Genomic DNA, 12,408 nt, shown 5'->3' on the forward strand with positions numbered 1-12,408 from the left:
AAGTTATGCTCCCTGAGGTTCGACCAGCATCCGGCCGCGCATCTCCATGTGCAGCGCGTGGCAGAACCACTGGCAGTAGAACCAGTGCACGCCCGGACGGTCTGCGGTGAAGGTGACCGAAGCGGTTGCCATCGGTGCGACTTCCATCGCGATGCCGTAGTTGCCCAGGCAGAAGCCGTGGGTCACGTCGTCCACGTCATCAAGGTTGGTGATGTAAACCGTCACCTCGTCACCCTGTTTGACGGTGAACTTCTCAAGGCTGAAGGTCGGAGCCTGCGAGGTCATGTAGACCCGCACCTTGTTCCCGTCCCGGATGGGCTCTTCGGCGCCTTCTTCCAGATCGATGCCATCAGCTTCGGCCTGTTTGCGGGCGTCTTCCCATGTGACGTCGTTGCGGTCCCAGACGTTGACCGGGTTGACGATGTCGGCGCGCACGATGATCGAGTCATGCGGCTCGGCAAAGGTTGGGCCGTCGTGAACCACTTTCATCTCGTTGGACGAGATGTCGATCAACTGCTCGTTTTCAGGCTTCAACGGGCCTACATTCAGGAAGCGGTCTTTCGAGAACTTGTTCATCGAAATCAGCCACTTGCCATCGGCCTCTTTGGTTTCGCCCATGGAGGTCGAGTTGTGACCCGGCTGATAGTGAACGTCGACCTTCGAGATGATCGGGTCCACATCGACACCGCCGTAGGCCTCGATTGCCTTTTCGATGTTCCACTTCACGATCTGGCTGTCCAAGAACAGCGTGGTGAACGCGTTGCCCTGACCGTCATAGGCTGTGTGAAGCGGGCCAAGACCCAGTTGCGGCTCACCCACGATGCACGACCGCGGATCGGCATCGCTTTCGAACAGGGCGTCCAGCTTGGTCACATCCATGATCGATACGGTGGGCGACAGCTTACCGTTGATGCAGACATGCTTGCCGTCAGGCGCGGTGTTGATGCCGTGCGGCGAGTTCGGGATCGGGATGTAGCGGGTGTATTTCTTGTTCTGCCCCTTACGTCCGTCCAGAACCTTGACGCCTTTCAGCTCCTGATAGTCGCCGGCTTCGATCCCTTTTTCGATTTCCGCGAGGTTGAAAACCACTACGTGGTCCAGCTCGTTCTCGGTCATCTCGGCCAGGTTCATACCCATTTCCGAGTTGTACGAGGTCGAGTAAGCGTATTTACCCTGATAGTCGCAGTCGGTGTTGTCGAGGTTACCCGACACGATCACCTGCCACGCCACTTCCATGGTGTCACCGTCCAGCGCGGTGAAGATGTTCACGTATTGCGACGGATCGTCCAGCACGCTGCCATCATTGACCAGCGGAGTTTCATCTTCACCATTGGCAAAGACATAGCCGGTGCGCGGGAATTTCTGCGGTCGCAGACCGTGGATCGCCTTGGCGTTCGGGATCTCGGTGATCTTGTCGCATTTCATGACGTCACAGCGCACACGAGCGACACGGGTGTTGGCCTTGTCGTTCATGAACAGGTAGCGGCCATCGTAGGTGCCATCGGTGAACGACATATGCGGGTGGTGCAGGTCGCCGTTGTCATAGGTGTTCATGCCACGCTTGGCGAGAAACTCTTTGGTCTCCGGCAGCAGGCCGTCAGTCATGATCTTCAGCGATTCATTGGTCTGACCCCAGCCTGTGGCCGAGCAGCGGTTGAACACAGGCACCCGCATCAGCTCGCGCATGGACGGGAAGCCCAGGATGCGCAATTCGCCGGTCTGACCCGAGGACCAGAAGCCGTAGTATTCGTCCAACTCACCGGGCTGCAGATTGGCATTGGCTGCGGCGCTGGCCTGTTTCGCGGTCATCAGGGTCGAGCCGAGACCGGTCCCGGCCAGCACGGCGCCGGTGGCGGTCGCCCCCAGCATCCCGCGGCGTGTGATGTTCAGTTTGTTTTCATTGTCCGACATGATCGTTCCTCCTTTTTTAGGAAACGGATTGCGGTTTGGCGTTCGGATGGTTCGCCGGTGGTTGCCCGAGGGGGGTCTTGGGATTGACCGACCCTGTCTTGGCCCGCCGTTTCAGTTGGCGGATAACGACGGGACATTTGTCCTCGGACTGGTAGAGCACCTGACAATGCAGGCAGGTGACGCACTCGTTCGGATTGATCTCACCGGTGGGGTGGATCGCCTGAACGGGGCATTCGTTGGCGCAGGTCTGACAGGGGGTGCCGCACTCTTTGTAGCGGCGCAGCCAGTCGAACATGCGGATACGGGCGGGGATCGCCAGCGCTCCGCCCAGCGGGCAGAGGTAGCGGCAATAGAACCGTTCGATGAACAGCCCGATCCCCAGCAGGGTCAGCGCAAAGACCACGAAGGGCCAGTCGCGCATGAATTTCAGAATGATCGCGGTCTTGAAGGGCTCGATCTCGGCATAGGTCTCAGCCAGCGGGATCGAGACAAAGCTGAGCCCGAAGAGTCCGAGGAAGATCATGTATTTCGCCGGCCACAGGCGTTCGTTCAGTCCCCATGGCAGCGTCCATTGTGGCACTTTCAGCGCGCGCGCGATCTTGTTGGTCAATTCCTGCAGCGCACCAAACGGGCACAGCCAGCCGCAATAGGCCCCGCGTCCCCAGAACAGTAGAGCAGCGGCCACGGCAAACCACTGGATGAAGACCAGCGGGTCCAGCAGGAAGGCGTCCCAGCTAAATCCGGTCCGCAGGCTTCCGGCCAGAGCCATCAGGTTCACGACGCTCAGCTGCGCGTTGGCGTACCAACCGATGAAGAACAGGGTCATGGTCAGGTATCCGATGCGGAACCAGTAGAAGACCCGTGCGTTCATCGTCGCGTGGAACTGGAAGAAGAAGGTCGCCGTCAGGACCAGCAGCATGACGCCAAGGACGCCGATCTCGACGGTGCGGTCCTTCCAGATACGCTTCCACAAGGCGGCCTTGGCGGCGGCTTCGCCGGTGGCGTCATCCACAACGGCAGGGGCCGCAACCGGCAGAAGGTACTGTTCCGGCAGTTTATAGCCCAGGTCGAAGGTCAGGAATGTCTTTTCCACTGCGCCCACGGCCCGTTGCACCAGCAATTGCAGGCGGAACGGCTCGGCCGGATCAAACTCGGCCTCGGCGGGGATCTTGAAAATATCCAGCTCGGTGAAGCTGGGTGCATCTTGGGCTGCAACCTTGCCCAGACGCTCTTGCTGCTTGTCGAAGAACCGAACGGAGTTGTCACCCTGGATCAGCTGAATGCGATCAAAAATGCCGCCGCGGACATAGCCCGACCCCTTAAAGCTGTAGGCCCCGCGACCCAGCACCAGAATGGCCTGTTCGCCTTCGTCCAGCCACTCTGTCAGATTCTGATACTCGGCCTCGCCCAACAGGGACTTGCCGATCGAAGGAACCGAGACCAGCGCCACATGCATATCGATGAACGTGTCATCCGGCTCACCCGGTTCCGGGCGTTTGATGGCGCGTTGGTCGCCTGTGGCCTCAAAGGCCGCGTTGACCTGACCAACATCCAGCGTCAGGCGCCGGATCGAGCCGTCGCCGGACAAGGTGGTCCAGTCATATACGGCGTCCTGTGCCATATCGACTTCGCGTTTCGGCCCGTCTGCCTGTAGCGGAGACAACCCGCCCAGCCCCAGCGCCCGCGCAACTTTGATGCCGCCGCGCACGAGGCTGTCATCGATCACCATGATCGTGACCGTCGCGCCGGAGATAATGTCGAGGTCATGCCCCTCGCCCCCGGTCTCGGCTTCGACCTTCAGGTCCAGCCCGGCATAGCCTTCGGTCAACTCGACCATGCGCGAGTTTGGGATACCGATCAGGACGATGGGCTCCGAGTGTTTGACCAGTTTCACACCGGTCAGAACCGCATCGTCGTCGATGGCGGCCACCACATGGATAGGTTTACCCGAATAACCGGTTGTGCCGACGAAATCGGATGTAAGGAAAGCCCAGGCGACAGTCTCGCCACCTTTCAGAACCGGGGCAACGGGCACGTCATCGCGCACCGGGCCAAAGGTATCGGCACCGGGAACCAGATCGGTGGGCGGGATATCGGGCAGGAAGCTGGCGAGGCTGTCGGCACGGGCGCTGATCGCCATCAGGCAGGACAGGGTAAGGGCCAGCAGGAAATGGATTGCGCGACTTACGACCACAGCGCACCTCCGGATACTTGGATTGACGCTATGGACGCGCGCAGGGCGCGTTCTGTTATGATTTTGAGCCCGCGCGGAGGACCTCGGGTTTCGGGCCACAATCGTTTCGAGCCGTAGACCTGAACCAGTTCGCAATACGAACGGTGCGCAGTGCGAACAGTGCGGTCCCGCGTCAGGACGGGCAGATCGGGCAGCGGCGCTGCAGTCGTGACCGCGCATAATGCGCAGTCGGCGCATTTTGGGCAGGGCGCAGTTGGGTCTCGGTCTTCCTCCTCAAAGTCAACCTCTACCCAAACCGCGCCCGCCTCCGAGCAGATCTCCACCCACATGCTTTGTCCGGGACTCGCCAGCGCCGGGCCAAGCAATTGCAACAACAGAAGGAGGATACCCGCCAACGCACATGTCGCGCGCAATGCGCGAACAGGGAGATTGTGCAAAGGGCTAAGGGCGGGCATTGAGAATCCAACTCGGAAGTCTTTCCTAAGTCGTAGGGGATTCTGTCGTAGTGATACTTGACTTCGGTTAGGCCACTGCGGAATTCGGGTTAGTTGTCCGCTTCATCCATCAAGCCGCGCAGCCAACGCCCAGCCAACCACGCGGCGGGTACGCCCAGAGGAACGGACCACAGGATCGCGGTTACAGGCTCGATCACCGCTAACCCGGCGCTGTTGGCGATCAGACCGGCCAGAAACAGGTTTATGGCCACGGTCAGCGCCGTGGCCGGATACAGCAATATCGCCAGCTTCCAGACCGGCCACTTGCTTTCAGTGGCTGGTGCCTTCCGAGAAGGTGATTTTGTTCCAGACATTGTATTTTCCCGAAGGTTTGCGCATCGGCAGGCGGCGGACCTCTTCCAGCGTCTGCGCGTCATAGACGATTACCGCGCCATCATCTTCCCAGATGGACACCAGCGCGTGCTTGCCGTCTTTGGTGAATTCCACATGGGCTGCGGTTTTGCCCGGAGCAGGGCGCAGAGTCTTAACGATCTCAAGGCTTTGCTTGTCGATCACGTGCATGGCGTCCTTATTGGGGCCAAAGAACACATCGGCCCAGACGTAAGGCGAATTCTCATGGCTGCGCATGAAGAAACCGGGGCCTTCGGTCTTGATCTGCTTGACGGTCTCCCATGTCTCCATGTCGATCACCGACACAGTGCCATCGGTCAGGTGCGGTGTCGCCATTACGGTCGTATCGCCATGCTTCCACGTGATGCCGGATCCCAAATGTGGCATGCCGGGCAGGTCCAAATCGGCCACTTTCTGACCGATGACCAGGTCAATCACCTGACCGCCCTCACCGCCTCGGGACGCGCCCATGACGTATTCGTAACTCTGGTCGAAAAAGAAGTCGTCCAGATAGTCGGGCGTTGTGATCTTGCGCACCGGGAACGGATTGGGGTTCTTGAATTGACCCTCGATACGGAAGTCGTGGCCAATGCCGAATTGCGGCGGGTTGTCCCCGTAAAAAACCTCCCAAATCTCGGGCACGTCTTTCAGCGCCAGAACAAAGCTCTCACGAGGCGGGGCCTGATAGACCGCCGAGACGCGGCTGGGTTTGCCTTTTTTGCTTTTGACCTCAATGACTTTCGCCACCGATAGATCGTCGGTCGACAGCAGCGTTAGAGAGTTCGGCAGGTAATTCGCCACAGCCACCCACTTACCATCGCCGGACATGGCGATGTTGCGGCTGTTCAGGCCAGCGCGCACGCGGCCCACTTGTTTCAGCGCCCAGATGTCGTATTTCTGAACCCAACCATCGCGGGACATGATGAAGACGTACCGTCCATCGGGGCTGAACTTTGGCCCGCCATGCACTGCAAAGGGGGTTTCGAACCGGTCCAGCACCTCGAACGTGTCTCCATCCAGAACGCTGACGTGGTGATCGCCGGTTTCGACGGCCAGCGTGATGTTCATCGGGTCGCTGTCCCAAACAGGCGCGTCCACTGGCGCATAATCCTCGTCCAGAGTACGGCTGGCCATGATATCGGCCTCGCCCCATTCGGGATCGGTTTCCAGCGGCGATTTTAACCACCCCGCCAGTTCCTCGATCTGCAACGCGTCCAGCTCATGCGAAAACGCAGGCATCTGTGTCGCGATACGCCCCTCGGCGATCACAGCGGCCACACGCGGCCCCCGCATCCGCTTCAACGTTTCGGGGATCAGCGCTGGACCGACCCCACCCAGACGGTTCTCGCCATGGCATGAGGCGCAATGCTCGGCGTAATCCGACGGCGCATCGGCCCATGCGGTGCCTGCCAGCAGCAGCGAACAGAATGTGCCGATTTTCAGAGTGTCAAAAGAACTGATGCGCCGGATCATGGCTTTTTCCTCGGAACGGCGTGACCTGCAGGCGCTCGCCCGCATCCTCGACGCCGATTTCTTGACTTGTCAGATAGCAGGCCGGATCTTCGGCCCAGGGGTCGCCGGTCAGTTGCAACGCCCGTATCCGGGTATTGCCGCCGCAGACATCCTTGAGCTGACAGGCCCCACAGCGCCCCTTCAGCGGACGCGGGCGGGTGCGCAACATGGCGAGCATCGGATCATCGCTGGTCCAAAGCTCGGAAAACGGGTTCGTCTTCACATTGCCGACTGTGTAGTCGGACCAGTAGGTGTCGGGATGGACCCGGCCCAGATTGTCGATATTGGCCACGCCCAGCCCGCTGGAATTCCCGCCCCACGCGGCCAGATGTTCGCGCACATGAGCGGCCTTGTCGGCATCGAAATGCGCATGTACCCAGTTCAGAAAATACCCGGCATCGGCGTCATTGTTGCCGGTCACGATATCCAACGGGTGCCCGCCCGAGGCGGCCTTCCACGCACGATCCACCAGCAGGTCCAGCCCTTTGCGGGTGCGCAAGTGCTCGGCGTCCTCGCCCCGGTTCTTGTCGCCGCGTCCGGCATAGACCAGGTGGGACAGGTAGAATTTGTCGACCCCTTCGTCGTCGCACAGTTGCAGCAGGTCGGGCAGGTGATGCTGGGTGCCTTCGGTCAGGCAGAACCGCAACCCAACCTTGATGCCACGCTTTTTGCATTCGCGCACGCCGCGCAAGGCATCGGCAAAGGCGCCCTCGACGCCCCGGAACCAGTCATTGGTGGCGCCGATTCCGTCCAGTGAGATGCCGACATAATTGAAGCCCACATCGGCGATCATGTCGGCGGTTTCGTCGTGAATCCGCGTGCCATTGGTCGACAGGGCCAGCATCGGCACCAATTCACGCGCGCGCTTGGCGATGTCGAAGAAATCGAACCGGTCCAGAGGTTCCCCACCCGAGAGGATCAGGGCCGGGACGCGAAACTGGCCCAGATCCTCTAGGGTTACCATGGCTTGCTCGTGACTGAGCTCACCGGGGAAAGCCACATCCGCCGAGACGGTGTAGCAATGGCGGCATTTCAGATTGCAGCGCCGCGTCAGGTTCCAGATCACCACCGGTTTCACGGGACCGGGGCGGCGTTTGCGCACCGGGGTAGGGGTGACGAGTTGCTGCATGTATTCGGTCAGGCGGAACATGGTCTCAGCCTTTCGTTTTCAGGCGCAGCCCTGTCTTTTTCAGGATACGCGTGGAATAAAGGATATCTTTGGCCCGGCAGGCATCACCCAGAATGGAGGTGATTTCCGCCCGCTTTTCCTCGACCTCATTGCGATCCTGCCCGTGGACCATGGCAAACAGGTTGTAAGGCCAGTCGGGCAGAGCGCGGGGACGTTCATAGCAATGGGTCACAAAGGGCAGAGCCCCGATTTGTGCGCCCAGTTCAGTGATGCGGGCGTCTTCGACATCCCAGACGGTCATCCCGTTCGAGGTCATGCCCAGCTTGTAGTGATTGGGCGCTGCGGCAATGCGGCGGATCACACCACGCGATTTCAGGTCGGCCAGACGATGCAGCAGCGCGTCTTCGTCGATGCCAAGGCTGTCCGCCACCTGCGCATAGGGTGCCGGCACCAGGGGCAGGCCGCCTTGCAGCGCTTCGATAATCTCTCTGTCTTTTGCGTCGATCATGCCGCCACCCGGAAGCCGATGAAAAATTCCTGCAATTTGGGGAAACGGAGAACGCAGATCCCCGTTTCCCGTTCAATCGCATCGGCGGTGGCCTCGATCCCCTCGGGTGTTTCGGTGGCCAGTACGAACCACATGTTCAGCCGGTGCGTACGCTCATAATTATGGGCGACCTCCGCGTGCGCATTGACTTTGGTCAGGACGGTTTCGAAATGCTCGGGTGGTACGGCCATTGCACATAAACAGAACGCACCCCCAATGGCGGCTGCGTCAAAGAATGGGCCAAAACGCGTGATCACCCGCTCGTTTTTGAGCCGCGTCAGCCTAGCCAGCAGGTCAGGTTCTGAAAGACCCAGTTCCTGTGCTGCGGAAGCATAGGGGTACGCGGTTAGCGGCAAGTCATCCTGCAACCGGTTCAGGATGGCACGGTCGGTTTCATCCAACGTCATGCGGCGGCTTCCTTTGGTTGAATCAATGCGCCGGTTTGTTTGAAGCACCGGGTCGAGAACAGAACCTTGTGCTGCGCCCCAAACAATTCCGGCAGCGCACGCGCACTGGCCAACGCCTCGAGCGCTTCGCTACGCGTGCGGGCGTGAAACATGGAGTAAAGGCGATATGGCCAGATCCCTTCGACTGGCCGCCGCTCGTAACACAAGGTCACTCGGGGGTGGGCTGCAAGGGCAGGCCCGGCGGCGTCGATCTGTTTGACCGGCATGTCCCAGACGACCATCGCGTTGGCCGACCATCCGAGCGCACGGTGGCGCACGATCACGCCTAGGCGCGAGATAATGCCGGCATTGTGCAATATCTCGATCCGCTCCATGACCTCCGCGGAATCGCGTTCCATCGATTGGGCCAGTGCGGCATACGGCTCTGCGACCAGCGGTAAGCCCGAACTGAGGGCCTGTAACAGCGCGCGGTCGCCATCTTGCAGGACTGAGCGGTCGACTATGCGTGGGTCAGGCACGTTTCGGGAATCGCCCGACATACGGAACCCCAGATCGACGTTGAACGGGCGCACCAAACGCAGGTCCAGGACCCGCAGCCTGGTGCGCTGCGCGATCCGGGTCAGCGTGTCATCCACATGCGCGCGGTCGGGGCCGGTGGCGACGAACCACAGGTTCCATTCGTCCTCACGCTGGTAATTGTGGTTCACGCCGGGTTCGGCGTCGATCAGGGCGGCGACTTCTTCCAGACGTTCCCCCGGGGCGGCAACGGCGGCCAGGGTGCTGGCGGAAACCGTGCCCGGTGCAATCGTCGCGCCGACCCGAGTAATCCGGCCGGTTGAACGCATTCGGGCGAGGCGATCCAGCACTTCGGCTTCGTCCAGCCCCAGCATGCAAGCCAGCTCCTTAAACGGTCGGTCGATTACAGGAAAATCGCGCTGAAACTCGTCCAGAAGGCGGCGGTCGATCGGGTCGGTAATATGGTCCATCGCCTACAACCCCGTTCTGTGCGCGCGGGCAGTAAAGAAGATACCCGAGGGGCTGTCGGCATCAATCTCGCGCAACTTTTCGAAAGTTCGCGTGTCGTAGACCATGACCTTGTTGGCATCGCGCACGCTGATCCAAACCTCATGCCCCCGAGGTGTAAACTCCATATGCAGCACTGCCGGACCTGGTTTTAACTCGTGGACAATCTCTTTGCTGACGCTGTCGATCACCTGAATCGTGTCGTTCAGCGGGTGGGCAAAGTTCACCCAGACCTGTCGCCCATCGGGTCGGGCTATGGCAAAGACCGGCTGGCCGTGCGTTTGGGTTCGCCCTGTTTCCTCCAGAGTGTCGGCATCGATCCACAGAACTTCGTGGTGGCCCACTGCGGGCAGAACAAACTCGCGGCCTGTCAGTGCCCAACCTTCCAGATGGGGCATTTTGTAAACAGGCATTTCTTCCTGACCGCGGCCGTAGTTCGGCAGTACGCGGATCGGTTCGGGGGTTTCGGCCCACAGATCCAGCGCGGTCAGCCCGTCTTCGCCGAACAGCCCGGTGATGTAGGTCCGACCATTGGCGGTGATCAGTGCGTCATAGGGGTTCTTGCCCATGTCGAGGATTTTGGTGATTTCGGGTGCGCCTGCCGAGAAGTCGGCAATCCACGTCTCGCCCGTGTCCCACATGGTAAACACAAACCGACGGCCCGGCGCATCGACCAGACCGATGGTTTTGCCCTCGGTGGGGATGTCCGCGACCATTTCCAGCGTGTTCGCATCAAAGACGCGCACGCCGCCGGGTTCATAATTCGATACTGCCACCAGTTGGCCATCGTCTGAGATTGCGCCGCCAATCGCATTGCCGGCCTGCACGACGCGATTCACGATCTGGCGGGTGACGATATCGACCTTGGTCAGCCCGCCATCGCGCCCGAACACGTAGGCAAAGCGCTCATCAGGTGAATAAACCAGCGAGGCATGGGACAGATCCCCTAACCCCTCGATCCGCGCCAATGCTGCTCGATCTGACTGATCCACCAGCAAGACCGAGCCTTGAGCCCGTTCAATCACCAGACCCAAGTCGCCTGTGGCCGTAGGTTCGGCATAGGCCGTTGTCATTATCAATGTGGCAGCCAGGCTTAGAAAAAGGTGTTTCATTCTGCCTCCTGTTCCAGCAGGTAGTGAGAGATCCATTCGGCCTCTTCTTCGCTAATGAGGGGTCGCCAAGGGGGCATCGCGGTACCGGGGATGCCGTCAAGAATGACGCCGGTCAGAACCTCTGCATCGTAATGTTCCAACGTTTTGGACCGCAGATCCGGGCCAAGGCCGCCTTTCAGAGACAAACCGTGGCAAGAGCCACAATCCTGATGGACAAGCCGTTTCAGCGTATCGCCATCAAGCACGTCGGCGGCCAGGGCCGAAGTGGCGACAAGCACGGCCAATGTCAGAAGCGCTGAAGGCAGCGACCGCTTGCTGGACGGGCCAATATTCGCATGTCCAAACTTAGCCATGAGCTTGCTCCAACAGGTCCGCGACCGGTCGGTTCGCAAGAAGCGACACAACCTGGCCGATGATGAACAAAGTCGGCGCTTGCAGCTTTGCCTTGCGCACATCCGCCGCCAGTTGGTCCAGCCGGGAAATCAGGCGGCGCTCATCTGGCGTGGTGGCTTTGCCCACTGCCAGAACCGGGGTCGAGCCGGGCAGGTTCTCAGTCATCAGCCCCATGGCAATCTGACCAATATTGGCGACACCCATGTAGATGACCAGCGTCGAGTCCGGATCGGCCAGCCGTTTCCAATCCAGACCCAGTACCTTGTCGGCCTGCCTGTGACCGGTGACGTATTGAACCGACGTCGCAAGACCGCGATGGGTCAGCGGCACTCCGGTGGAGCTGGATGCTCCTTGTGCGGCGGTGATGCCCGGTGCGTATTCAATCGCGATACCGTGGGCCATCAGATAGGCGGCCTCCTCCGAACCACGCCCAAAGATCATCGGGTCGCCGCCTTTCAAACGCGCAACGCAATGACCTGCGCGGGCTTCTTTGACCAGAATGTCGTTGATGCGATCCTGTGGCACTGAATGGCATTTGGGCGCCTTCCCGACTGGGATCAGTCGCGCGCCGGGGGTGTGCATTTCCAGAATGTCGGCCGAGACCAACCGGTCATAAACAACCACATCGGCCTCTTGCAGCATGCGCAGCGCGCGCAAGGTCATGAGTTCGGGGTCGCCGGGACCGGCACCAATCAGAAAAACCTTACCGCTCATGTGCAAACTCGCTTGGTCTATTTGTCTTCTGAACCCGGTTCCATTCGGCGAATTGGGGACGTCGCTGGGCCAACCGGGCGTGTCATGAAGGCAGGTTTGCGCATTAACCGCGCTGTTTCCTTGACTAAAGTTAAGGAGCGCGGGATTTGCGCCCGCGCTCCTTGCTTCTTGCCTGTTTACTTGCCTCGGCTCAGGGTTCGACGGTGACCATTCCGATCATGTTCTGCGTTTCCCAATGCGGACCGCAAAGGTATTCCTGCGGGCCGGGTGTCAGGAAAGTCAGATCGACCGTTTCCTCGGGGAACAGCCTGTCACTTTCGGGTTCGCTGCCATCCTTAAGCAGGACCGAGTGGCTGGTCCGCTTGTCGACATTGACCCAGCGGACAGTGGTGCCGGCCTTCACGGTCAATTCGGCCGGGCAGAAGTTGTACTTGTACATCAGCACCACCTTGGCATCTTCGACCGTCGAGGATGGCCGGTCAAAAAGCTCGACATAGCGCTCCTCGGCCTCTGCGCAGATCTCGGTATTCTCATCCGCCCATGCGGGCGAAGACAGAAGCAGCAAGGTGGGAAGAAGGTGCCGGGGTTTCATCGTCCAAATCTCCTTTCCAAAATGAACGG

The 12,408-nt window shown here is 60.1% G+C and carries 13 protein-coding genes; all 13 read right to left on the reverse strand.

What is annotated here, in order from left to right; genetic code table 11:
• Nucleotides 1-3: 3 nt before the first annotated feature.
• Nucleotides 4-1,911 (reverse strand): TAT-dependent nitrous-oxide reductase, encoded by a 1,908-nt coding sequence (nosZ, locus tag GOW16_RS06215; RefSeq protein ID WP_170411871.1) that lies wholly within the window; start codon nt 1,909-1,911, stop codon nt 4-6.
• A 16-nt stretch (nt 1,912-1,927) separates the two neighbouring features.
• Entirely contained in the window at nt 1,928-4,051 is a 2,124-nt protein-coding gene (locus tag GOW16_RS06220; protein ID WP_217354540.1) for a NosR/NirI family protein, read from the reverse strand.
• Nucleotides 4,052-4,095: 44 nt separating this feature from the next.
• Complete coding sequence (locus GOW16_RS06225) at nt 4,096-4,560, reverse strand: DUF2946 family protein (protein ID WP_170411877.1); 465 nt, start codon at nt 4,558-4,560, stop codon at nt 4,096-4,098.
• 89 nt (nt 4,561-4,649) lie between these two features.
• Nucleotides 4,650-4,913 carry a hypothetical protein gene (locus tag GOW16_RS06230; RefSeq protein ID WP_170411880.1) on the reverse strand — a complete coding sequence of 88 codons (264 nt, stop codon included), beginning with the start codon at nt 4,911-4,913 and terminating at the stop codon, nt 4,650-4,652.
• Nucleotides 4,870-6,423, reverse strand: coding sequence for a nitrite reductase (locus GOW16_RS06235; protein WP_170411882.1), 1,554 nt, complete (start codon nt 6,421-6,423; stop codon nt 4,870-4,872). Before GOW16_RS06235 ends, GOW16_RS06230 begins: the two co-directional genes overlap by 44 nt.
• Complete coding sequence (nirJ, locus tag GOW16_RS06240; protein ID WP_170411886.1) at nt 6,398-7,612, reverse strand: heme d1 biosynthesis radical SAM protein NirJ; 1,215 nt, start codon at nt 7,610-7,612, stop codon at nt 6,398-6,400. Before nirJ ends, GOW16_RS06235 begins: the two co-directional genes overlap by 26 nt.
• Nucleotides 7,613-7,616: 4 nt before the next feature.
• The gene (ahbB, locus tag GOW16_RS06245; RefSeq protein ID WP_170411889.1) at nt 7,617-8,099 is read right to left on the reverse strand and encodes a siroheme decarboxylase subunit beta; all 483 of its coding nucleotides are present in this window, start codon (nt 8,097-8,099) and stop codon (nt 7,617-7,619) included.
• On the reverse strand, nt 8,096-8,545 hold the full coding sequence (locus GOW16_RS06250) for an Lrp/AsnC family transcriptional regulator (protein WP_170411892.1): 450 nt from the start codon (nt 8,543-8,545) through the stop codon (nt 8,096-8,098). The genes ahbB (GOW16_RS06245) and GOW16_RS06250 overlap by 4 nt, the downstream gene beginning before the upstream one ends.
• Nucleotides 8,542-9,531, reverse strand: coding sequence for a siroheme decarboxylase subunit beta (gene ahbB, locus GOW16_RS06255; RefSeq protein WP_170411895.1), 990 nt, complete (start codon nt 9,529-9,531; stop codon nt 8,542-8,544). The genes GOW16_RS06250 and ahbB (GOW16_RS06255) overlap by 4 nt, the downstream gene beginning before the upstream one ends.
• A gap of 3 nt (nt 9,532-9,534) precedes the next feature.
• Nucleotides 9,535-10,680: a cytochrome D1 domain-containing protein gene (locus tag GOW16_RS06260; RefSeq protein WP_170411898.1), complete on the reverse strand. Its 1,146-nt coding sequence runs from the start codon at nt 10,678-10,680 to the stop codon at nt 9,535-9,537.
• Nucleotides 10,677-11,033: a c-type cytochrome gene (locus GOW16_RS06265; protein ID WP_170411899.1), complete on the reverse strand. Its 357-nt coding sequence runs from the start codon at nt 11,031-11,033 to the stop codon at nt 10,677-10,679. The genes GOW16_RS06260 and GOW16_RS06265 overlap by 4 nt, the downstream gene beginning before the upstream one ends.
• The gene (gene cobA, locus GOW16_RS06270; RefSeq protein ID WP_170411902.1) at nt 11,026-11,787 is read right to left on the reverse strand and encodes a uroporphyrinogen-III C-methyltransferase; all 762 of its coding nucleotides are present in this window, start codon (nt 11,785-11,787) and stop codon (nt 11,026-11,028) included. The genes GOW16_RS06265 and cobA overlap by 8 nt, the downstream gene beginning before the upstream one ends.
• Before the next feature lie 190 nt (nt 11,788-11,977).
• Nucleotides 11,978-12,379 (reverse strand): cupredoxin domain-containing protein, encoded by a 402-nt coding sequence (locus GOW16_RS06275; RefSeq protein WP_170411905.1) that lies wholly within the window; start codon nt 12,377-12,379, stop codon nt 11,978-11,980.
• Between the last annotated feature and the right edge of the window lie 29 nt (nt 12,380-12,408).

It is taken from the genome of Ruegeria atlantica (assembly GCF_013033965.1).
In the GTDB taxonomy this organism is placed as follows: domain Bacteria; phylum Pseudomonadota; class Alphaproteobacteria; order Rhodobacterales; family Rhodobacteraceae; genus Ruegeria; species Ruegeria atlantica_D.